General features: G+C 71.4%; 18 protein-coding genes. 5 read left to right on the top strand and 13 right to left on the bottom strand.

What is annotated here, in order from left to right; all coding sequences use genetic code 11:
• Positions 1 to 349 (bottom strand): ATPase domain-containing protein (locus tag ABZ622_RS37335; RefSeq protein WP_360551085.1); only part of this gene is annotated, 349 nt, incomplete at its 3' end.
• Between the two features lie 290 nt (positions 350 to 639).
• Between ABZ622_RS37335 and ABZ622_RS37330 the strand changes: the two genes are divergently transcribed.
• Positions 640 to 1,524, top strand: coding sequence for an SDR family oxidoreductase (locus tag ABZ622_RS37330; RefSeq protein ID WP_360551091.1), 885 nt, complete (start codon positions 640 to 642; stop codon positions 1,522 to 1,524).
• Positions 1,525 to 1,554: 30 nt separating this feature from the next.
• Here the strand turns inward: ABZ622_RS37330 and ABZ622_RS37325 are convergent, their stop codons facing one another.
• Together ABZ622_RS37325 and ABZ622_RS37320 are read right to left on the bottom strand one after the other, a co-directional pair.
• Positions 1,555 to 2,727, bottom strand: coding sequence for an AI-2E family transporter (locus tag ABZ622_RS37325; RefSeq protein WP_360551089.1), 1,173 nt, complete (start codon positions 2,725 to 2,727; stop codon positions 1,555 to 1,557).
• A 294-nt stretch (positions 2,728 to 3,021) separates the two neighbouring features.
• A complete protein-coding gene (locus ABZ622_RS37320; protein ID WP_114247022.1) occupies positions 3,022 to 3,216 on the bottom strand; it encodes a DUF3046 domain-containing protein in 195 nt (64 codons plus the stop codon).
• A 79-nt stretch (positions 3,217 to 3,295) separates the two neighbouring features.
• Between ABZ622_RS37320 and ABZ622_RS37315 the strand changes: the two genes are divergently transcribed.
• Positions 3,296 to 4,210: a hypothetical protein gene (locus tag ABZ622_RS37315; RefSeq protein WP_360551083.1), complete on the top strand. Its 915-nt coding sequence runs from the start codon at positions 3,296 to 3,298 to the stop codon at positions 4,208 to 4,210.
• A 116-nt stretch (positions 4,211 to 4,326) separates the two neighbouring features.
• Here ABZ622_RS37315 and ABZ622_RS37310 read toward each other — a convergent pair whose 3' ends face one another.
• The 3 genes from ABZ622_RS37310 to ABZ622_RS37300 are packed head-to-tail and all read right to left on the bottom strand — an operon-like array spanning position 4,327 to position 6,390.
• Positions 4,327 to 4,632 carry an AzlD domain-containing protein gene (locus ABZ622_RS37310; RefSeq protein WP_266911411.1) on the bottom strand — a complete coding sequence of 102 codons (306 nt, stop codon included), beginning with the start codon at positions 4,630 to 4,632 and terminating at the stop codon, positions 4,327 to 4,329.
• Positions 4,629 to 5,510, bottom strand: a complete 882-nt coding sequence (locus ABZ622_RS37305) for an AzlC family ABC transporter permease (protein ID WP_360551081.1) — start codon at positions 5,508 to 5,510, stop codon at positions 4,629 to 4,631. Before ABZ622_RS37305 ends, ABZ622_RS37310 begins: the two co-directional genes overlap by 4 nt.
• 10 nt (positions 5,511 to 5,520) lie before the next feature.
• Positions 5,521 to 6,390, bottom strand: a complete 870-nt coding sequence (locus ABZ622_RS37300) for an AraC family transcriptional regulator (RefSeq protein ID WP_360551079.1) — start codon at positions 6,388 to 6,390, stop codon at positions 5,521 to 5,523.
• A 186-nt stretch (positions 6,391 to 6,576) separates the two neighbouring features.
• On the opposite strand from ABZ622_RS37300, the gene ABZ622_RS37295 reads away from it, so the two are divergent.
• From ABZ622_RS37295 to ABZ622_RS37285, 3 genes are read left to right on the top strand one after another with little or no spacing between them, the layout of a single operon-like run.
• Entirely contained in the window at positions 6,577 to 11,256 is a 4,680-nt protein-coding gene (locus ABZ622_RS37295; protein WP_360551077.1) for a DEAD/DEAH box helicase, read from the top strand.
• A gap of 38 nt (positions 11,257 to 11,294) precedes the next feature.
• The gene (locus tag ABZ622_RS37290) at positions 11,295 to 12,095 is read left to right on the top strand and encodes a DNA-formamidopyrimidine glycosylase family protein (protein WP_360551075.1); all 801 of its coding nucleotides are present in this window, start codon (positions 11,295 to 11,297) and stop codon (positions 12,093 to 12,095) included.
• A 50-nt stretch (positions 12,096 to 12,145) separates the two neighbouring features.
• Positions 12,146 to 12,910: an SDR family NAD(P)-dependent oxidoreductase gene (locus ABZ622_RS37285; protein WP_360551073.1), complete on the top strand. Its 765-nt coding sequence runs from the start codon at positions 12,146 to 12,148 to the stop codon at positions 12,908 to 12,910.
• A 745-nt stretch (positions 12,911 to 13,655) separates the two neighbouring features.
• Here ABZ622_RS37285 and ABZ622_RS37280 read toward each other — a convergent pair.
• The 7 genes from ABZ622_RS37280 to ABZ622_RS37250 all read right to left on the bottom strand — a co-directional run bounded on the left by ABZ622_RS37280 (position 13,656) and on the right by ABZ622_RS37250 (position 21,173).
• A complete protein-coding gene (locus ABZ622_RS37280; protein ID WP_360551071.1) occupies positions 13,656 to 13,847 on the bottom strand; it encodes a CsbD family protein in 192 nt (63 codons plus the stop codon).
• Between the two features lie 214 nt (positions 13,848 to 14,061).
• Positions 14,062 to 14,445 carry a helix-turn-helix transcriptional regulator gene (locus ABZ622_RS37275; RefSeq protein WP_018105285.1) on the bottom strand — a complete coding sequence of 128 codons (384 nt, stop codon included), beginning with the start codon at positions 14,443 to 14,445 and terminating at the stop codon, positions 14,062 to 14,064.
• Between the two features lie 109 nt (positions 14,446 to 14,554).
• Positions 14,555 to 15,064 (bottom strand): CinA family protein, encoded by a 510-nt coding sequence (locus ABZ622_RS37270; RefSeq protein ID WP_360551069.1) that lies wholly within the window; start codon positions 15,062 to 15,064, stop codon positions 14,555 to 14,557.
• Positions 15,061 to 15,774 (bottom strand): CDP-diacylglycerol--glycerol-3-phosphate 3-phosphatidyltransferase, encoded by a 714-nt coding sequence (gene pgsA / locus ABZ622_RS37265; RefSeq protein ID WP_360551067.1) that lies wholly within the window; start codon positions 15,772 to 15,774, stop codon positions 15,061 to 15,063. Before pgsA ends, ABZ622_RS37270 begins: the two co-directional genes overlap by 4 nt.
• Entirely contained in the window at positions 15,771 to 17,246 is a 1,476-nt protein-coding gene (gene rimO / locus ABZ622_RS37260) for a 30S ribosomal protein S12 methylthiotransferase RimO (protein WP_360551065.1), read from the bottom strand. Before rimO ends, pgsA begins: the two co-directional genes overlap by 4 nt.
• Before the next feature lie 144 nt (positions 17,247 to 17,390).
• Positions 17,391 to 18,191: a RodZ domain-containing protein gene (locus ABZ622_RS37255; protein WP_360551063.1), complete on the bottom strand. Its 801-nt coding sequence runs from the start codon at positions 18,189 to 18,191 to the stop codon at positions 17,391 to 17,393.
• A gap of 204 nt (positions 18,192 to 18,395) precedes the next feature.
• Entirely contained in the window at positions 18,396 to 21,173 is a 2,778-nt protein-coding gene (locus ABZ622_RS37250; RefSeq protein ID WP_360551061.1) for a DNA translocase FtsK, read from the bottom strand.
• Positions 21,174 to 21,384 lie beyond the last annotated feature (211 nt).

The following is a 21,384-nucleotide window of genomic DNA, read 5'->3' as shown; positions in this document are numbered from 1 at the left end:
ACAGGATGAGGCTGTCGATGTCGACGCCGAGCTTCTTCGCGTACTCGGGGTCCAGGGCGTGCTCCGCGTCGATGAAGGCGACCGAGCCGCCGAGCCTCTGCGCGTTCGCCACCGCGTGCAGCGTCAGCGTCGTCTTACCGGAGGATTCCGGTCCGTACACCTCCACCACACGGCCGCGCGGCAGGCCGCCGACACCGAGGGCCACGTCGAGGGCGGTCGACCCGGTGGGGATCACTTCGATGGGCTCGTTCGGCCGCTCGCCGAGGCGCATCACCGCGCCCTTGCCGAATTGCCGTTCAATCTGAGCGAGTGCGGCGTCCAGCGCCTTCTCGCGGTCGGTTCCTGCCATGGGTTCCACCCGATTTGCTTGAGTCGATCGCTTCACGTCAAAGACGCTAACCCCTGCCACTGACAATGGGCCTCGACGTCCTCCCGGCCTGTGGACAACTCCACGGTCGGGCCCGGGAAAACCCGGCCGGAATCCCATGAGAATGGATGTTCGATTTTGCTGTCAAGCGCAGCACGCCGAGCCGATCTGCACCCAGGGTAGCGCCCTGGCATTGCACCCCGGAGAGTCCGGATCGAGCGGTCGAGGCCATGCTAAATTCCGGCCACATGGTGACGAAACAGACAGCGAAAGTGGCTCTGGTCGCCGGGGCGACGCGGGGTGCGGGCCGCGGCATCGCCGTTCAGCTGGGTGCGATCGGGGCGACCGTCTACGTCACGGGACGGACGAGCGGATCGGAGCGCTCGGAGATGGACCGCCCGGAGACCGTGGAGGAGACCGCGGCTCTCGTGGACGAGGCGGGCGGGTGCGGGATCCCGGTCCGGGTCGACCATCTGGTGCCCGAGGAGGTCGAGGCGCTCGTGGCCCGCATCCGGAGGGAGCAGGGCCGTCTGCACGTCCTCGTGAACGACATCTGGGGCGCGCGGATCGAGTGGGACAGGTCGGTCTGGGAGTCCTCCCTGGACACCGGGCTGCACACGCTGCGCCTGGCGGTGGACACCCACGCGATCACCAGCCACTACGCGCTCCCGCTCCTGATCGGGACGCCGGGAGGGCTGGTCGTCGAGGTGACCGACGGGACCGATGAGTACAACGCCTGCCATTACCGGGTGTCCTTCTTCTACGACCTGGCCAAGGCGTCGGTGAACCGGATGGCGTTCGCGCTGGCGCACGAGCTGGAGCCCCACGGTGCGACCGCCGTGTCCCTCACACCCGGCTGGCTGCGGTCCGAGGCCATGCTGGAGGCCCACGGGGTAACCGAGGCGAACTGGCGCGACGCGATCGCGCACTCGCCCCACTTCGCCATTTCCGAGAGTCCGGCGTTCGTCGGCCGGGCGGTGGCCGCACTCGCGCAGGACCCCCAGGTGTCGCGCTGGAACGGCAGGTCCCTGTCGAGCGGACAGCTGGCGAAGGTCTACGGCTTCACCGATCTCGACGGCAGCCGGCCCGACGCCTGGAGGTACGTCACCGAGGTCCAGGACCCGGGCCGGCCCGCCGACGTGACGGGCTATCGCTGACAGCCGGAAGGAGGGTGAAGCCCCACGGGGTCAGGCGCGCGCCGGGCCCTCCGGTTCTCCGGCGGTGGCCTGTCCGCCCTCTCCGCCCTCGCTCTCGGGGACGCGCCAGGAACGGCGAAGCCGTGTGAGCACCGGCTCGCCGCCTCGGCGGCCCCGGCCGTGCATCCGCGGGTCGTCCGTCACCTCGTACCGCTTCACATACGCGCCGAGGAAAGCCTGGAGCGTGGCGACGGCCGGGATCGCGATCAGCGCGCCCACGGCGCCCATCAGGGCCGTGCCCGCGATGACCGATCCGAAGGCGACCGCCGGATGGATGTCGACGGTCTTGGAGGTGAGCTTGGGCTGCAGCGCGTAGTTCTCGAACTGCTGGTAGACCACGACGAAGCCGAGCACCCACACCGCGTACCAGGGGTCGATGGTGAACGCGATCAGCATCGGCAGGGCGCCCGCCAGATACGTACCGATCGTGGGGATGAACTGGGAGACCAGCCCGACCCAGACGGCGAGCGCGGGCGCGTACGGAACGCCGAGGACCACCAGCAGGATGTAGTGCGCGATCCCGGAGATGAGGGCCATCAGACCGCGCGAGTAGAGGTAGCCGCCGGTCTTGTCTACCGCGATCTCCCAGGCCCGCAGGACCTCCGCCTGCCTGGCGGGCGGCAGCACGGAGCACAGCGCGCGCCGCAGCCTGGGGCCGTCGGCCGCGAAGTAGAACGAGAACAGGAAGATCGTCAGAAGACGGAACAGCCCGCCGAGCACGGTGGTGGAGATGTCGAGCACTCCGGTCGCACTGTTCTGGACGTACTTCTGCAGCCAGTCGGAATGGAGCACGCTGTCCTGGACCTCGACCCTGGAGAGGTCGGTGTGGAAGCTCTTGTTGACCCAGTTGATCACCGAGTCCAGATACTTCGGGAACTCGTCGACCATGTCGACGATCTGGCCCGCGAGCATCGAGCCGAGCAGCACGACGAAGCCCACCCCGGCGATCAGCACCGCCAGGAAGACCAGGAAGGTGGCCAGGCCCCGGCGCATACCGCGGGCCGACATCCGGCTCACCGCCGGCTCGATGGCGAGCGCCAGGAAGAACGCGATCAGCACATTGATCAGCAGCCCGATGAGCTGGTCGAACGCCCAGCTGCCGAGCCGGAAGCAGGCATAGAGCGCCAGGGCCAGGACCATGGCACGCGGCAGCCACGCGGGCATGCGCACCGGCCCGCTGCCGACGGGCGCTGCGGGTGGCGCGGCCGGCGGGACGGGCGGTGCGGAGGGCGGCTGGGTCTGTGCTGTCTCGTCTGTCGGTGCCACGGTTCCAGTCTCGCCTACGGCTGCGACAAGCAATCGCCCGCCCCGGACAACAGCACAGGTCCGGCCGCTGACGAACCGGAAATCGGCGTGTGTCCGCGAGGTACCGGAAGCCTTCGCCGGGCCGCGGCGGGCCCGGAAACGACGCCGGTGGGCGACGGCTCCGGCGTCGGCGGTACGGCCGTGGACCTCGGGTCAGCGCTTGTCCGCCGGGATGCCGACCGCGGTACAGACACCGCGCCAGACGTCCTTGGTCTCCCAGCCCGCGGCCAGCGCCTGGTGCACCGTCTGCCCGCCGAGCTCGGCCATCACATGATCGCGTGCGAAGGAGTCGGCGTACCCGGCTCCGAAGTGGTCCGCCATCCGTTCCCAGAAAATCGTCAACCGCATGACCTCAGTATCCCGCTCCTGAGAGTGCAGCCGGGCCGCTACGTCTTGTCGAGAGCGCTTACCGTCCTACGGTCGGTCCATGGCTGGAACCGGAAGAAGTCCCCTCAACCGTGCCGAGCAGTTCATTTGGCTCACGGCCCGTGTCCTGGAACAACGGCGGTTCGCTCATCACTTCCTGGAAGGAGGTGCGGACGCCGTGGAAACCGCACTCGCCGCCTATCTGAACGAGGACGGCGGCTACGGGCACGCGCTCGAACCCGATCTTCGCGGCCCCGTCAGTCAGCCACTGCACACCGCGCACGCGCTCAATGTGCTGGACTCCATCGGGCGCTGCGACGGGCTGCGGGTGGAGCGGATCTGCCGCTTCCTCACCGAGGTGTCGACCAAGGAGGGTGCGCTGCCCGCTCTGCTGCCGACGCAGCGCGGCTATCCCGCCGCGCCGTTCATCCCGATCGTCGACGATCCTCCCGCGGAGCTGCTGACCACCGGACCCGTCGTCGGGCTCCTGCACCGCAACGCGGTGTGGCACGCCTGGCTGTTCCGGGCCACCGATTTCTGCTGGGCCGCGGTGGACGCGCTGGACCGGTCGCATCCGTACGAGATCGAGGCGGCGCTCGCCTTCCTGGACGGCGCTCCGGACCGGTCGCGGGCGGAGGCGGCGGCCGACCGGCTCGGGCGGCTGGTGCGGGATCAGCGTCTCGCGGTACTGGATCCGGAGCGGCGGGCCGAGTACCCGGTCGCGGCCGGATACGCGCCGGGTGAGCAGCATTTTCCGTACGACTACGCCCGTACGCCCGATTCGCTCGCCCGGCACTGGTTCACCGACGAGGAGCTCTCCCGCTCGCTCGACCATCTCGCGGCCGGGCAGCAGCCGGACGGCGGCTGGCCGGTCGACTGGCGGCAGTGGGCCCCGGGGACGGCTCTGGAGGGGCGGCCCATCGTGACGCTCAAGGCGCTGCTGACACTGCGCGCCCACGGCCGCAGCCTCTACTGAGGCCCGGTCGCCGGCCGGTTCCAGGCGCACGGGTGCCGGTCTTCCACCGACGTGTGTAAGGGGCTCGGCCCCATGGACCCAGCCCCTTACACATCCGCACACATCCACGCGGTGGTCTAACCGAGGGCGCGTACCCCTGCGGTGACGACCACGGCGACGCCCACGACCACGAGGAAGGGCGCGCGCAGCACCAGCGCGAGCGCCGCTGCGGCCAGGCCTGCTCCCCTGGCGTCCAGTGCCAGGTGCTGCCCGTCGCCGAACGTCTGCTGCGCGGTGAGTGCGGCCAGGAGCGCCACGGGCAGCAGTGCGGCGAGACGCCGGGTGAGCGGACGCTCCAGTACGCCTGCGGGCACCAGCAGTCCGAGAAGCTTGGCGAGATAGCAGCCGACGGCGGTCAGCGCGATGGCGATCCAGACGTTCACCGGTCCTCCTCCGTGCTCGTCCGCGTACTCGTCTGCGTGTGCTTCTCCGCGTGCTTCTTCCTGGTGGCCGTTTCCCCGGCCGTTCCCTTCATGCGTCCGCTCAGGAACAGGACGGCAGGTGCGGCGAGCGCCGACAGCAGGACCGGGACGCCTGCGGGGACCACGGGCAGCAGGCCGAGTGCGAGCAGGACCGCGAGCGCGGCGGTGACGCGTTCCGTGGTGCTCTTCAGCATCGGCGCGAGCAGGGCGAGGAAGACCGCGGGCGAGGCCGCGTCCAGCCCCCAGGTGTCGGTGTCGCCGAGCGCCTCGGCGCCCAGGGCTCCCAGCAGCGTGGTCAGGTTCCACAGCACATACAGGGTCAGCCCGGTGACGGCGAAGCCGATCCGTGCCGCCCGCCGGGTCGGCTGCGGCAGTGTCACGGCGGTCGTCTCGTCGATGACCCACTGGGCGGCGAAGGGGCGCAGCGCCCGGGGAAGCGCCAGCAGCTGGGACAGCCGCAGGCCGTAGAACGAGTTGCGTACGCCGAGGAAGAAGGCCCCGGCGGCCGCGGTGTACGGATTGCCGCCCGCGGCGAGGGCGCCGACGAGGGCGAACTGCGAGGCACCGGTGAAGACGGCGAGGCTGAGCGCGCAGGTCTGCAGCAGGCTCAGTCCGGAACCGGCCGAGGTCACGCCGAAGGCGAAGCCGGAGAGCCCGACGGCTATCCCGACGCCGAGTGCATCGCGCACGACGGCCGCGTCCGGCTTCGCACCGGTCGGCTCCGCGCCGTCCGGCCCTGCACCGGCCGCGGCCTGCTGCTCTCCGGGGTGGACCGCGTTGCCGTGGGGTGCGTCGGCCGTTTCGCCGACGCCCTCTGGGAGTGTTGTCTGTTCTGCCACGCCCGGAACGCTACCTGGGCAGATCTGGACCGGTCTTGTACGTTCTTGCACGCTCACGCTGGTACGCGCCGGGTGGCACCCCCACGATCCGGGTGAAGTGACGGTTGAGATGCGGCTGGTCGGTGAAGCCGACCTCGGCGGCCGCCTCCGCGGGCGCCGTCCCCGCGTCGAGCATCCTCCGCGCCGCCCGTACCCGGGCATCGGTGAGCCAGGCGTGCGGCGGCATCCCGTACTGCTTCTTGAAGGCTCTCAGCAGCGCGAACGGACTGGTGCCCAGCTCCGCCGCCAGTGCCTCCAGGGTGGGCGGCGCCGCCATCCTGCCCTCCAGCACCGCGCGGGCCCGCGCCGCGTCGCGGGCGCCCGCCGAGCGGGGCGCGCAGACGGGCAGCGCGCTGCCGCACCGGTCCAGCAGTCTCGTGACCATGACCCGCAGCACCGTGTCGGCGGCGAGCGCGTTGCCCTCCTCGGCCGCCCGGTGGACCTCGCCGATCAGCCGGGCCGCGTACGGGTCCACGACGCTGGTCTCGGCGAATCCGACCGTGCCGCGCAGGCTCGTCGTGTCGGCCGCGATGTCGTTGATCACCTGCGAGGACGGGTAGAGCGTGGCGTACACCCAGCCCTCCGGCACACCCGCGCGGGCCGTGTGCGGCACTTCCGGGTTGATCATGACGACGGTGCCGGGACCGGCGTGGACGGTGCCGCCCGGCAGCCCGACGTCCTCGACCCCGCGGGTGATGGTGCCGAAGACATAGCCCTCGTGGCTGTGGCGCGGGAAGGTGTGGCGCACATACCGGGCACGCAGCAGATCGAGGTCGGGCAGCTCCGCGTACTGCCAGTACCTCGCCCACTCCCCCCGCCCCGACTCCGCTATCGCCGCCATGCACGAATTCTCGCAGCTCGGGGACGGGGCCGCCGAGGACGGCCGGGCGGCCGTCGCGGGTGGGCGGGGGTGCGCCGTGCACGGGCCGTCGCGAGTGGGCGAGGTGCGCCGTGCACGGGCCGTCGCAAGGTGGTGGGGTGCACGGTGTCGGGGCCGTTGTCAGTGGTGGGGTGCACGATGGGGGACATGGCCGGCTCTGCGCTCGATTCGTTCTCGCCCGCGACCCGCGGCTGGTTCGCGGGTGCCTTCAGTGCGCCCACCGCCGCGCAGGAGGGCGCCTGGCGCGCCATCGGCGAGGGTTCGGACGTGCTGGTCGTCGCGCCGACCGGCTCCGGCAAGACCCTCGCCGCCTTTCTCGCCGCGCTCGACACCCTGGCGTCCGTCCCGCCGCCCGCCGAAGCGAAGAAGCGCTGCCGAGTGCTGTACGTGTCTCCTCTCAAGGCGCTCGCGGTCGATGTGGAGCGCAACCTCCGCTCACCGCTGACCGGCATCCGTCAGGAGTCGGTGCGTCTGAGGCTGCCCGAGCCCGAGGTCCGGGTGGGGATCCGCTCCGGCGACACCCCGCCCGCCGAGCGCCGCTCGATGGCGACCCGGCCTCCGGACATCCTGATCACCACCCCCGAATCGCTGTTCCTGATGCTGACCTCGTCCGCCCGGGAGGCGCTGTCCGGAGTCGAGACGGTGATCCTCGACGAGGTGCACGCCGTGGCGGGCACGAAGCGGGGCGCCCATCTCGCCGTGTCTCTGGAGCGTCTCGACGAGCTGCTGCCGCGTCCGGCCCGGCGGATCGGCCTGTCGGCGACGGTCCGTCCGGTCGATGAGGTGGCCCGTTTCCTCTCGCCCCGGCGCAAGGTGGAGATCGTCCAGCCGCCGTCCACCAAGCGGTTCGACCTGTCGGTGGTCGTGCCGGTCGAGGATCTGGGCGAGCTCGGCGGCTCCCCCGCCACCGACCCCGACCAGGCGGGCCAGGCGGAGAAGCCGTCGATCTGGCCCCATGTCGAGGAGCGGATCGTCGACCTGGTCCAGCGGCATCGCTCCACCATCGTCTTCGCCAATTCCCGTCGCCTGGCCGAGCGGCTGTGCAACCGGCTCAACGAGATCGCGTACGAGCGGCTCACCGGCGAGACGATCGCCGAGTCCCACTCCCCCGCCGAGATCATGGCCGAGTCCGGTGCGGCGAAGGGCGCCCCCGCTCTGCTCGCCCGCGCCCATCACGGTTCGGTCTCCAAGGAACAGCGCGCCCAGGTCGAGGAGGACCTCAAGGCGGGCCGGCTGCCGGCCGTCGTCGCCACCTCCAGCCTGGAGCTGGGCATCGACATGGGCGCCGTCGACCTGGTCATCCAGGTGGAGTCGCCGCCTTCGGTCGCCTCCGGCCTGCAACGCGTCGGCCGCGCCGGGCACCAGGTCGGCGCGGTCTCCACCGGAGTGGTCTTCCCGAAGTACCGGGGAGATCTGGTGCAGGCGGCCGTGGTCACCGAGCGGATGCGCGAGGGCTCCATCGAGGCGCTCCGGGTTCCGTCCAACCCGCTGGACGTGCTGGCCCAGCAGCTGGTCGCCATGGTCTCCCTGGACAGCTGGCAGGTGGACGACCTGCTGGCGACCGTCCGTCGCGCCGCCCCGTTCGCCTCACTGCCCGAGTCCGCGTTCACCGCCGTGCTGGACATGCTCGCCGGCCGCTACCCCTCCGACGCCTTCGCCGAGCTGCGCCCCCGCGTGGTCTGGGACCGAGTGGCCGGCACGGTCACCGGCCGCCCCGGCGCACAACGGCTCGCCGTCACCTCCGGGGGCACGATTCCCGACCGGGGGCTCTTCGGGGTCTTCCTCGCGGGCGCCGACCCCAAGAAGGGCGGCGGCCGGGTCGGCGAGCTCGACGAGGAGATGGTGTACGAGTCCCGGGTGGGCGATGTCTTCACGCTGGGCACCACGTCCTGGCGGATCGAGGACATCACCCGTGACCGGGTCCTGGTGTCGCCGGCCCCGGGCGTTCCCGGCCGGCTGCCGTTCTGGAAGGGCGACCAGCTGGGCCGCCCGCTGGAGCTGGGGCGTGCGCTGGGGGCGTTCCTCCGCGAGATCGGCGGCCTGTCGCAGAAGGACGCCCGCGGCCGTCTGCTCGCCGCCGGCCTCGACACCTGGGCCGCCGACAACACCCTGTCGTACATCGACGAGCAGCGCCGCGCCTGCGGCCATGTGCCGGACGACCGGACCATCCTCGTCGAGCGGTTCCGCGACGAGCTGGGTGACTGGCGGGTCGTGGTCCATTCCCCGTTCGGCGCGCAGGTGCACGCGCCGTGGGCGCTGGCACTGAGCGCCCGCCTCGCGGAGCGGTACGGCATGGACGCCCAGGTGATGCATGCCGACGACGGCATCGTGCTGCGGCTGCCGGACGCCGACCTGATGGGACTGGACCTCCTCGACTTCGACCCCGCACAGGACCTGGCGCAGGACCCGGTCCACGGTCCCGCCAAGGATCCGGCACCGCCGGCGGGCCTCTCCCACGACAGCGAACAACCGCCCGTCGGCGCGGCGGACGTGACGTTCGAGCAGGGCGAGATCGGACAGATCGTCACCGACCAGGTCGGCGGTTCGGCCCTGTTCGCCTCCCGGTTCCGCGAGTGCGCGGCCCGTGCCCTGCTGCTGCCGCGCCGCAGCCCCGGCAAACGCACCCCGCTGTGGCAGCAGCGCCAGCGCGCTGCGCAACTCCTCCAGGTCGCCTCGGAGTTCGGCTCCTTCCCGATCGTCCTGGAAGCGGTCCGCGAATGCCTCCAGGACGTCTTCGACGTACCCGGGCTCACGGAACTCATGGGTGACCTCGAAGCGCGCCGGGTCCGGCTGGTCGAGGTGACCACCCCGGAGCCCTCGCCCTTCGCGCGCTCGCTCCTGTTCGGCTATGTCGCCCAGTTCCTGTACGAGGGCGACTCGCCCCTGGCCGAACGGCGGGCCGCCGCCCTCTCCCTCGACTCCCACCTCCTGGCGGAGCTCCTCGGCCAGGCGGAGCTGCGCGAGCTGCTCGACGCAGATGTCCTGACCGAGCTGGGGCAGGAGCTCCAGTGGCTGACCGAGGACCGCCGGATCAAGGACGTGGAGGGTGTCGCCGATCTCCTCCGGGTCCTCGGTCCGCTCACCGACGAGGAGTTGGCGGAGCGCGGCGCCGACCCGGCATGGGCTCCGGAGCTGTCCGCGGCCCGCCGGGCCATCCGGGTCCGGATCGGTGGAGCCGATCACTGGGCCGCGATCGAGGACGCGGGCCGCCTGCGGGACGCGCTGGGCACCGCCCTCCCGGTCGGCGTCCCCGAGGCGTTCACCGAACCGGTGAAGGACCCCCTGGGCGACCTCCTCGGCCGGTACGCCCGTACGCACGGCCCGTTCACCTCCACCGGTGCCGCCACCCGCTTCGGCCTCGGCACCGCCGTCACGGACGGGGCGTTGCAGCGGCTCGCCGCGTCCGGCCGGATCGTCCAGGGTGAATTCCATCCCGCCGGCATCGGCCAGGAGTGGTGCGACGCGACCGTGCTGCGCAGGTTGCGCCGCCGTTCGCTCGCCGCGCTCCGCCACGAGCTGGAACCGGTCCCGCCTGCCGCCCTCGCCGGATTCCTCCCGAAGTGGCAGCACCTGGGCAGCAACAGCCTTCGCGGAATCGACGGACTGGCCCGTGCCATCGAGCAGTTGCAGGGCGCGCCCGTCCCGGCGTCGGCGCTGGAGAAGCTGATCCTGCCGGGCCGGGTCACGGACTACACCCCCGCGATGCTCGACGAGCTGACCACCACCGGCGAAGTCGTCTGGGCCGGCGCCGGCGCCCTTCCCGGCAAGGACGGCTGGCTGTCCCTCTACCTCGCCGACAGCGCGCCTCTCCTCCTCACGCCCCCGCACCCGCTGGAGCTCAGCGCGTTGCACGAATCCGTCCTGACCGCCCTGGGCGGCGGATACGGACTGTTCTTCCGGCAGATCGCCGATCAGGTCCGCGCCACCACTCATCCGGACTGCTCCGATCCGCAACTCGCCGACGCCATCTGGGAGCTGGCCTGGTCCGGCCGGCTCACCAATGACACACTCGCACCGCTGCGCTCTCTGCTGGGCTCCGGCCGCACGGCGGGGTCGACCGCCCACCGCGCCAGACGCAGTGTCCCGCGCGGGCGCTACGGCTCGCTCACCTCCGCCGCCCGGCCCGCGTCCCGCACCGGCCCGCCCACCGTCTCGGGCCGCTGGTCCCTGCTGCCCGCCGTCGAACCCGACCCCACGCACCGTGCTCACGCACTGGCCCGCACCCTCCTGGACCGCCACGGGGTGGTGACCCGCGGTGCCGTCCAGGCCGAGGGCGTCGAGGGCGGCTTCTCCGCGACGTACCGCGTCCTGTCCGCCTTCGAGGACAACGGGCAGGCCCGGCGCGGGTATGTCGTCGAGGGCCTGGGGGCCGCACAGTTCGCGATGGACGGCGCGGTGGACCGGCTGCGTGCCACGTCCACCGCCCGCGACCGTACGGAGCCGGGCGCCGCACGCCACGCCCTGGTCCTCGCCGCGGCGGACCCTGCCAACGCGTACGGCGCGGCACTGCCCTGGCCCGAGCCGCCGGACGGCGCCGGGCACAAGCCCGGCCGCAAGGCGGGCGCCCTGGTGGTGCTGGTCGACGGCGAGCTGGCGATGTACATGGAGCGCGGTGGCAGAACGCTGCTGGCCTGGCCCACCGACCCGGACGACCCGGCGCTCCTCGCGGCGGCCGGGGCGCTGGCGGCGGCCGCCCGCGCCGGCGCGCTCGGCACGGTCACGGTGGAGCGCACCAATGGCGCACCGTCCCTGACCTCCCCGCTCGGCCGCACACTGGAGGCGGCCGGCTTCCTCGCGACCCCGAGGGGACTCCGCCTGCGCGCCTGAACGACCAGCGCGCCGCTCCCCACCCGCATCATGGAGGCATGCCCGAAGGAGACACCGTCCTGCAGACCGCCGGACGGCTGCACACCGCACTCGCCGGTCAGGTCCTCACCCGGTCCGACCTGCGCGTCCCCCGATTCGCCACCGCCGACCTCACCGGCCGGACGGTCCTGGACGTCGTCTCGCGCGGCAAGCATCTCCTCGCCCGCGTCGAGGGGGGCCTCACCCTGCACAGCCATCTCCGGATGGACGGTGCCTGGCGCGTCTACGCCCCGGGCGAGCGCTGGCGCGGTGGCCCCACGCACCAGATCCGCGCGATCCTCGCCAACACCGAGCACACCGCCGTCGGCTACCGGCTGCCTGTCCTGGAGCTGCTCCGCACCCGGGACGAGAGCAGGGCGGTCGGTCATCTCGGCCCCGATCTGCTGGGCCCCGACTGGGATCCCGACACCGCTCTGCGCAATCTGCTCGCCGACCCCGGCCGCCCGCTCGGCGAAGCCCTGCTGGACCAGCGCAATCTGGCCGGAATCGGCAACGTCTACAAGGCCGAGCTCTGCTTCCTGGCCCGCGCCACCCCCTGGCTCGCCATCGGCGAACTGCCCGCCCCCACCGCCGTACGCCTGGTCACGACGGCCAAGCAGCTGCTCGAAGCCAACCGCGACCGCCCCCTGCGCACGACCACCGGCACGTCCGCGCGCGGCCCGGGCCCGAGGGAACGGCTCTGGGTATACGGCAGGGCCGACCGCCCCTGTCTGCGCTGCGGCACCCCGATCCGCACCGGAGACCAGGACTCCCGCCCCGCCTACTGGTGTCCGCGCTGCCAGTCGGGCCCCACCGGCTGAGGCCCACCGAATGGTTGACGACCCGTCAGATCCGGTCGTACCGTCCGGTCATGCCCCTCACCGCGTACGACCTCACGGGCCGCTCCGCGTTCATCACCGGCGCCGCGGGCGGCATCGGCCGCGCCTGCGCCGTCCTGCTCGCCGCCGCGGGCGCCACGGCGCACTGCGCGGACCTCGACGAGAAGGGCCTGCTGGAGACCCAGGACCTGATCACCGAAGCGGGTGGCACATCCCACATCCAGGTCCTCGATGTCACCGACCGCAGTGAGGTCGGGGCCGCGGTGGCCGCCGCGGGCGACCTCGACATCCTGGCGGCCGTCGCCGGAATCATGCATACGAGCAGCGTCCTGGAGACCTCGGACGAAGACCTCGACCGCGTCCTCGCGGTCAATTTCAAGGGTGTGCTGTACGCCTGCCAGGAGGTGGCCCGCGGCATGATCGCGCGCGGCACCCCCGGTTCACTGATCACCATGGCCTCGGGGGCGGTCGACTCCGCCGCCCCGGGGCTGCTCTGCTACAGCACGGCCAAGGCGGCGGTCGTCCAGCTGACGAAGACACTGGCGACGGAGCTGGGGCCGCACGCGATCCGCGTCAACGCCGTCGCCCCGGGCTGGATCCGTACACCCATGACCGCCCGCCACGACTCGGACCGGCAGCACCGGGTCGAGGCGACGATGGCGCGGATCTCCCCGCTGGGGCGGGTGGGCGAACCCGAGGACGTCGCCCACACCGTGCTTCATCTCGCTTCCGACGCGTCGGCCTTCATGACCGGCCAGATCCTCCGCCCGAACGGCGGCGTAGCCATGCCCTGGTGACCCGCGCGACCTCTCGGACCCGCTCCGTACACCGCTCCCCGACGGCGAACCAACGGTCCGCCCACCGGACGCCGAGGACCGACCACCAAGCGCCGCCCACCCCCGGGCCCTTCCGGCCCGCACCGGCCGTTCCGGCGGTCGCGGCCACATGGACGGGCAGCAGACTCAGTCCCCATCCACCCGCCGCCACCGCACCCTCGACGAGACCCGCATGGGCCGGTTCCAGCGCGAGCCGCAGCACGGCCCACCACCACACTCCGCCGAGAACGAGCGCCGGCACCCATCGCCGTACCATGGCTGCCTCCTCCGGCCGAATCTAGTGCGGCGCGCTCACCCGGCGGGAGAGCGCATCGGCGCACCACCGGCGCGCTTCGCGCAGCCGCAGACCGTTGCACGCTCTTGCCCGGAACTCCGGGGCGCGCCGCGCCGGATCGGAGCCCGCCATGGCCGGACGTCCTCCGGCACAGAACCGGGATGCGCGCCCCCACCGCACCGCAACCGAACCGCGCAGCGACGCAACAACACTTCGTTCACACCGCACCGCGACAACACGGCGCCGTGCCGACACGGCGCCGTGCCGACACCGCACCGCGATCGCATCGCTCCGCGATCCCACCGGCCGGTGTTCCGCTCCCCGCAGTCTCGCCCGGCAGTGCCCGCACCGCATCCAGAACGGAACGAGAGCCGGTCCGGCGCCACCGGACCGGCTCACCGTTCTCGACGAATGGGGGCCCTGTGGACGCGGTCAGTGCTCGTCGCGGCGCAGGGAGTCCTTCATCCCCTCCGCGCGCTCCTCGGCGTCGCTCATGGCGTCCTTGGCCCGGCCCTTGGCCTGGTCCGCCTTGCCTTCGGCCTCCTTGCGACGGTCGCCGGTCATCTTGCCCATGGCTTCCTTCGCCTTGCCCTTGATCTTGTCCTTGGCGCCTTCGTCAACCATTGCGACTCCTTCGGGTAAGGGGATTTCTCTGCCGTTCGGCATCACCCACGATGACACAAACAAGCCAAATCGGTCATTTGGGGACCGTCTGATCCCGCCCGCCCCGAACCCCCGAACCCCGGTCCCACTCCGAGCACGCAGAAGCCCCGGCCGCCCTCTCAAGGGGACGACCGGGGCTCCGCCACACACACCGCTTCACACCGGACCACGCGGGTCAGGCGGCGACGACATCCACCGCTTCCGCGGGCGCCTTGATGGTCACCCGTCCTGTCGGCACACCCGCCACCGACGTCACGGAGACGGAATTGAGCATGGGGCGCACCGGCACAGGCACCGGATCGCTGGCTGCTGCCGACTCGGCCAGTTCGGCCAGCGACAGCTCATCGCTCACTTCACGCATGAGCTCGGACATCCGTACGTCAAGCGCGTCGCAAATGGCGGAGAGCAGTTCGGAGGATGCCTCCTTCTGCCCCCGCTCCACCTCGGAGAGATAGCCGAGCGAGACTCGGGCGGACGAGGAGACTTCGCGCAGAGTACGGCCTTGGCGCTGGCGCTGCCGACGCAGCACGTCACCAAGCAGGCGACGGAGCAGAATCATCGGTGGCTCCCTCCTCGGACCGCGTAGCCGCATCCTTCACGCCCCACCGTACCGCCTTGCGCCGCGGCCGTGCGGGGAGCGATGTCGTGTTCACTCAGGGCTGCAAACATCAATTCCCCCCGTTCTGTTCCGTATCCTGTGCCCTTGCATACTTGCCGAGTTCGGCGGAGAGCAGCTCGAGCACGCTCCGTACGCTCTCCATACGGATGTCCGCCCGTCCGCCGTTCAACCTCAGCTCAGCCATATTCTCCACGCCGTCCGGCCCGGACACCGCGACATATACCGTCCCCACGGCCTTACCGTCCTGCGGTTCGGGGCCCGCGACCCCGGTGGTGGCCATGCCCCAGTCCGCCCCGAGAAAACGGCGCACACCGGCCGCCATCTGCCGCGCCACCTCGGGGTCGACCGCCCCGCGTTCCGCCAGCAGTGCGCCGTCCACCCCCAGGACATCCCGCTTCAGGGGCGTCGCGTACGCCGTCACGGAGCCCCGGAAGGAGCGCGAGGCACCCGGCACCGAAGTCAGCTCCGCCGCGACCAGACCGCCGGTCAGCGACTCCGCGACGGCAAGGGTCTCACCACGCTCCACGAGCAGCTCCAGCACCCGGGCCGCGGCACTCACCGCTCGGCCTCCGCCGCATCACGGCTTCCCGAGGCTCCCCGGACCGACCCCGCCGCCGCGGCGGCCCGCTCGGCCGCGAGCCCCTTGCGGCGCAGCACGACGGCCTGGCGCACATAGTCGAGCCCGGTGACGACCGTCAGCAGGACGGCCACCGCCATCACCCAGAAGCGCAGGGTGGCCAGTGGACCGGTGAGGGCCAGGACGTACATCCCGACGGCGGTCCCCTGCGCCAGGGTCTTCATCTTCCCGCCGCGACTGGCCGGAATCACCGCATGCCGTATCACCCAGAAGCGCATCAGCGTGATGCCGATCTCGCGGAAGAGGATCACGCCCGTGACCCACCAGGGCAGATCGCCGAGATACGAGAGACAGACCAGCGCCGCGCCCATGATCGCCTTGTCCGCGATCGGGTCGGCGATCTTGCCGAAGTCCGTGACCAGGTTGTACGTGCGCGCCAGATGACCGTCGAACAGGTCGGTGATCATGGCGACGGCGAAGGCCGCCCAGGCGAACGACCGCCAGGCCGGGTCGTACCCGCCGTTGTGCAGCAGCAGCAGCACGAAACCGGGCACCAGCACCAGCCGCAGCATGGTGAGCAGATTGGCGATGTTCCACAGGCTGGCCTGATTGACGGCCGCAGTGCCCAGCTTGCCGCCGCGGACCGGCTTCGCGCCGGAGCCGCCCGCCGCGGATGCCGGGGCTCCCGTCATCTGGCTGCCTCCACGAGTTCGGAACACTCGGCCACCAGATCCACTCCTTCGGTGCCCACGACCTTCGCCTCGACCATAAGGCCGGGGACGAGACCGTCGCGTGTGGTGAAGAGCACCTGGCCGTCCGTTTCGGGTGCCTGGTGTGCCGCGCGGCCCACCGCACCGTCCTCGTCGTCCACGGATTCGACCAGCACCTGGAGCGACTCTCCCAGGCGCTCCTCGGCACGCTGCGAGGTGAGCTCCTCGGCCAGCTGCGAGATGTGCGCGAGCCGCTCGGCGATGACGTCGGCGTCCAGCTTGTTCTCGTAGGCGACGGCCTCGGTGCCCTCCTCGTCGGAGTAGCCGAAGACGCCGATGGCGTCGAGCCGGGCACCGGTGAGGAAGCGTTCCAGCTCCGCCAGGTCGGCCTCGGTCTCGCCGGGGAAGCCCACGATGAAGTTGGAGCGGGCACCGGCCTGCGGCGCCTTGTTCCGGATGGTGTCCAGCAGCTCCAGGAACCGGTCGGTGTCACCGAAGCGGCGCATCGCCCGCAGCACACCGGGGGCCGAATGCTGGAAGGACAGGTCGAAGTACGGCGCGACCTTCGGCGTGGAGGTCAGCACGTCGATGAGGCCGGGCCGCATCTCGGCCGGCTGGAGGTAGCTGACCCGGATCCGCTCGATGCCCTCGACGTCTGCGAGCTCCGGCAGCAGCGTCTCCAGCAGCCGGATGTCGCCGAGGTCCTTGCCGTACGAGGTGTTGTTCTCGGAGACCAGCATGACCTCCTTGACGCCCTGCTCGGCCAGCCAGCGGGTCTCCTGCAGCACGTCGGAGGGGCGGCGCGAGATGAAGGAGCCGCGGAAGGACGGAATGGCGCAGAAGGAGCAGCGGCGGTCGCAGCCGGAGGCGAGCTTCACCGAGGCGACGGGGCTGGTGCCCAGCCGGCGACGCAGGGGCGCCCGCGGCCCGGAGACCGGCGCGACGCCGTCGGGGAGGTCCTCGGGGGCGGGGGCCGGTGCGGCCTCCTGGGCGTGGCCGGGAAGCGCCACGGCCGCGTCCTGCCGTTCGGCGGGGCTGATCGGCAGCAGCTTGCGCCGGTCGCGCGGGGTGTGCGAGGCGTGGATGCCGCCGTTGAGGATGGTCTGGAGACGGTCGGAGATGTCGGCGTAGTCGTCGAAGCCGAGGACGCCGTCCGCCTCGGGCAGGGCCTCGGCGAGGTCCTTGCCGTAGCGCTCGGCCATGCAGCCGACGGCGACCACGGCCTGGGTCCGGCCGTGGTCCTTCAGATCATTGGCTTCGAGCAGGGCGTCGACGGAGTCCTTTTTGGCGGCCTCGACGAATCCGCAGGTGTTGACGACGGCTACATCCGCGTCGGAGGCGTCCTGGACGAGCTCCCAGCCGTCCGCTGCCAAGCGGCCTGCGAGCTCCTCCGAGTCCACCTCGTTACGGGCGCAGCCAAGAGTGACAAGGGCGACGGTACGGCGTTCGGGCATGGGCTCAAGACTACTTTGTCCCGGCACTCGCCCTGCCGCGCAGGGTTCCACCGTTACACCGAGTAACAAACGCGGCGAGCGCCCGGCGGGATTGCCGGGCGCTCGCCGTGTGTCGGACCGTCCGAGGAAGCGGTGCGTCCGGGGTCAGCCGACCGCCGGGTCGCCCTTGGTGTACGAGAGCCGCTCGACCTGGCCGGGCTGGAACTTGTCCTCGACCTTCTTGCCGTTGACGAAGAGCTCGATCGAGCCCGCGTCGCCGAGGACGAGGTCGACCCGCTCCTGGTCCTGGAAGGTCTTGGTCTGGCCCTGCAGCAGCAGACCGTCGAAGAGCAGCCGCCCGTTGTGGTCCTTGGCGGAGATCCAGCTCTTGCCCCGGCTGGCGTCCAGCCGGACCGTCACCTTGTCCCTGGGGGCCGCGGCGATGGCGCTGTCGGAGGGCGCCGGCTTGGGGTCGACGGGCTTGTCGGACTTCGGTGCGGGGCTCTTCTTGTGCGGCGCGGGGCCCTCCGCGACCTGGGTGGCCGCGGGGCTGTCGTCACCGCCCTTGAGGAACGTGAAGCCGACGAAACCGACGACGGCGACGATCGCCGCGACCATGGCCGCCGTCCAGTTGGGCCGACGGGGTTCGGAACGGATTCTCTCGGCTTCGAACAGCGGCGCCGCCGGCGTGGGTGCGGGACGGCCGCCGTGTTCCGCGTCGTACTGCGAAACCAGCGGTTCCGGATCGAGCTGGACGGCACGCGCGAGCGTACGGATATGGCCGCGTGCGTACACGTCGCCGCCGCAGCGGGAGAAGTCGTCCTCTTCGATCGCGTGCACGATGGGGATGCGCACCCGGGTGGACGAGCTGATCTCTTCGACCGTGAGACCTGCGGCGATACGAGCCTGCTGGAGCACTCGACCGATCGAAGGCCGGTCGTCTTCGGGGGAGTTGCCGATGGACACGGGGGCGCCTTTCGAGCGTGAGCCACCTGCTGGGTGTTCAGTCTAGGGGTGGTACGAAAGGGTGGGGCAACCGGGAGGAAGGACTTTGTCCTCCATCGGACTCGAACGCCGTCCGATTCTCCGGACCGCCCCGGGAGGGACAATTCTGCCGCCCCTCCCTCCAAGTTGACGTACGACCCGGCGAAACGGTTGCCCGTAACACCCTTACGAACCGGTTTCCCCGCGGATCAGAGCCAACACCCCGTCCAGTTCGTCGGGCTTCACCATGACGTCGCGCGCCTTGGATCCCTCGCTGGGTCCGACGATGTTCCGCGACTCCATCAGGTCCATCAGCCGGCCGGCCTTCGCGAAGCCGACCCGCAGCTTGCGCTGAAGCATCGAGGTGGACCCGAACTGGGTGGAGACGACCAGTTCAGCGGCCTGGCAGAGCAGATCCAGGTCGTCGCCGATGTCCTCGTCGATCTCCTTCTTCTTGGCGGTGCCGACCACCACGTCCTCGCGGAAGACCGGCGCCATCTGGTCCTTGCAGTGCTGGACCACGGCGGCGACCTCGTCCTCGGTGACGAAGGCGCCCTGCATTCGGGTGGGCTTGTTCGCACCCATCGGCAGGAACAGACCGTCACCCTTTCCGATGAGCTTCTCGGCGCCGGGCTGGTCGAGGATGACCCGGCTGTCGGCCAGCGACGAGGTCGCGAAGGCCAGCCGGGAGGGCACGTTCGCCTTGATCAGACCGGTGACGACGTCGACCGAGGGCCGCTGGGTCGCGAGCACCAGGTGGATGCCGGCGGCACGGGCCAACTGGGTGATGCGGACGATGGCGTCCTCCACATCGCGCGGAGCGACCATCATCAGGTCGGCGAGCTCGTCGACGATCACCAGCAGATATGGGTAGGGCGAGAGCTCGCGCTCGCTGCCCTCCGGCGGCTTGACCTTGCCGTTGCGGACGGCCTGGTTGAAGTCGTCGATGTGCCGGTACCCGAACGCGGCGAGGTCGTCGTACCGCAGGTCCATCTCCCGCACGACCCACTGGAGCGCCTCGGCGGCCCGCTTCGGGTTGGTGATGATCGGCGTGATCAGGTGCGGGATGCCCTCGTACGCAGTCAGCTCGACGCGCTTGGGGTCGACCAGCACCATGCGGACGTCGTCCGGGGTCGCGCGCACCATGACCGAGGTGATCAGGCAGTTGATGCACGACGACTTGCCGGAGCCGGTCGCACCGGCCACCAGCACGTGCGGCATCTTCGCCAGGTTGGCCATCACATAGCCGCCCTCGACGTCCTTGCCGAGCGCGACCAGCATCGGATGGTCGTCCTCGGCGGCGTCCGCGAGGCGGAGTACGTCGCCGAGGTTGACCATCTCCCGGTCGGTGTTGGGGATCTCGATGCCGACCGCGGACTTGCCCGGGATCGGGGAGATGATCCGGACGTCGGGGCTGGCGACGGCGTAGGCGATGTTCTTGGCGAGCGCGGTGATCCGCTCGACCTTCACCGCCGGGCCGAGCTCCACCTCGTACCGCGTGACCGTCGGCCCTCGGGTGAAGCCGGTGACGGCGGCGTCGACCTTGAATTCGGTGAAGACATTGGTCAGGGCCGCGACGATCGCGTCGTTGGCGGCGCTGCGGGTCTTGCCGGGGCCGCCGCGCTCCAGCAGGTCGAGCGAGGGCAGCGAATAGGTGATGTCGCCGGAGAGCTGGAGCTGTTCGGCGCGGGCCGGCAGCGGCTGGGACTGCGAATCGGGCACCGGCTTCGTCAGATCGGGCACGCCGCCCTTGGGCGCCGCCCCCTTCTCCGGCCTCCCTCCCCCGGCGCCGGGTTCGCCCTCCCTGGCGCCCGGCACCGGTGTGCCCTGGCGTTCGCGCTCGACGGAGACGCCCTGGGTGAGGTCGGCGACGATCGGCGAGGGCGGCATCCCGTTGAGCACCGCCCCGTCGAGTGCCGCGGCCGCTGCGGCCGCCACGTCCACCGCGTCCATGGTGCGGTTCATCGCGGGCTGCACGGAGGGCCTGCGCGGCCGGCGGCGCTTGGAGAGCGCTTCGGCCTCGGCCTGGTCGGGGTCGTACTCGGCGGGGTCTTCGGACCGGCGGGCCGGGGAGCGTCGGGATCGGGCGGGAAGCTGCTCGCGCCACTGCTCCTCGTAGCGCTCGTCGTCGTTCTCCTCGTCCGCCTCGGGGTCGTACTCCGGGTGGAGGAGGCCCAGCTTGGTGCCGAGCAGCCGGAGCCGTTGCGGAATGGCGTTCACCGGGGTGGCGGTGACGACCAGCAGCCCGAAGACCGTGAGCAGCAGCAGCAGCGGTACGGCGAGGACCTCGCCCATGGTGTAGATCAGCGGCTTGGAGGCGGCCCAGCCGATGAGCCCGCCCGCGTTCTGCATCGCCGTGGTGCCGTCCTCGCGGCCGGGCGATCCGCAGGCGATGTGGACCTGTCCGAGCACCCCGATGACGAGGGCGGAGAGCCCGATGACGATGCGTCCGTTGGCCTCGGGCTTCTCCGGGTAGCGGATCAGCCGTACGGCGATGGCGCCGAGCAGTATCGGTACGAGCAGATCGAGCCGGCCGAAGGCCCCGGTGACGAGCATCTCCACGAGGTCGCCGACGGGCCCGCGCAGATTCGACCAGGTGCCCGCGGCGACGACCAGCGCGAGGCCGAGCAGCAGCAGTGCGACGCCGTCCTTGCGGTGAGCGGGGTCGAGTCCCCTGGCGCCCCGCCCTATGCCGCGGAACGTCGCTCCGACGGCGTGGGCGGTACCGAGCCAGACGGCGCGCGCCAGGCGGTACACACCACCGGTGGGCGACGGGGCGGGCTTGGGCGGGGCCGCCTTCTTCGCCGCGGGCTTCTTGGCGGGCGCCTTCTTGGCGGGCGCGGTCTTCTTCGCGGCGGTCTTCTTCGCGGGCGCGGCTTTCTTGGCCGGCCCCGCGGTACGGCCGACGCGCTTCGCGGTGCCCGCCGTGCCCTGGGAACCCTTGCCGGACGTACGTGAGGCCATGGTGCCGAGGTTACCGTTGTCGGCGGCTGTGAACACGTGCGACTGCTGCTTCACCCGACCGTGTCGCCCGACAGGGGCCGCAAACTGACGCGACCTCACTGCGAGTGCCCCATTTCCGGCCGTGGACCGGCGGGCCGGGCGGGCCAGTTGGGCCCGAGCCCCGCGCAACCGCCCGTCCACCGGCCGGAAGTCGCGCCCCCGGACCGCCGAG

This window comes from Streptomyces sp. NPDC007164 (assembly GCF_040634135.1).
Taxonomy (GTDB): domain Bacteria; phylum Actinomycetota; class Actinomycetes; order Streptomycetales; family Streptomycetaceae; genus Streptomyces; species Streptomyces sanglieri.
This window is presented reverse-complemented; position numbering and strand designations above follow the sequence as displayed.

Excerpts from the sequence above, each read along its gene's own strand:
- ABZ622_RS37325 (WP_360551089.1), bottom strand. The coding sequence starts at position 2,727 with ATGCCCGCGTGGCTGCCGCGTGCCATGGTCCTGGCCCTGGCGCTCTAT.
- ABZ622_RS37320 (WP_114247022.1), bottom strand. The coding sequence starts at position 3,216 with ATGCGGTTGACGATTTTCTGGGAACGGATGGCGGACCACTTCGGAGCC.
- ABZ622_RS37315 (WP_360551083.1), top strand. The coding sequence starts at position 3,296 with ATGGCTGGAACCGGAAGAAGTCCCCTCAACCGTGCCGAGCAGTTCATT.
- ABZ622_RS37300 (WP_360551079.1), bottom strand. The coding sequence starts at position 6,390 with ATGGCGGCGATAGCGGAGTCGGGGCGGGGGGAGTGGGCGAGGTACTGG.
- ABZ622_RS37295 (WP_360551077.1), top strand. The coding sequence starts at position 6,577 with ATGGCCGGCTCTGCGCTCGATTCGTTCTCGCCCGCGACCCGCGGCTGG.
- ABZ622_RS37290 (WP_360551075.1), top strand. The coding sequence starts at position 11,295 with ATGCCCGAAGGAGACACCGTCCTGCAGACCGCCGGACGGCTGCACACC.
- ABZ622_RS37285 (WP_360551073.1), top strand. The coding sequence starts at position 12,146 with ATGCCCCTCACCGCGTACGACCTCACGGGCCGCTCCGCGTTCATCACC.
- ABZ622_RS37280 (WP_360551071.1), bottom strand. The coding sequence starts at position 13,847 with ATGGTTGACGAAGGCGCCAAGGACAAGATCAAGGGCAAGGCGAAGGAA.
- ABZ622_RS37275 (WP_018105285.1), bottom strand. The coding sequence starts at position 14,445 with ATGATTCTGCTCCGTCGCCTGCTTGGTGACGTGCTGCGTCGGCAGCGC.
- pgsA (WP_360551067.1), bottom strand. The coding sequence starts at position 15,774 with ATGACGGGAGCCCCGGCATCCGCGGCGGGCGGCTCCGGCGCGAAGCCG.
- rimO (WP_360551065.1), bottom strand. The coding sequence starts at position 17,246 with ATGCCCGAACGCCGTACCGTCGCCCTTGTCACTCTTGGCTGCGCCCGT.
- ABZ622_RS37250 (WP_360551061.1), bottom strand. The coding sequence starts at position 21,173 with ATGGCCTCACGTACGTCCGGCAAGGGTTCCCAGGGCACGGCGGGCACC.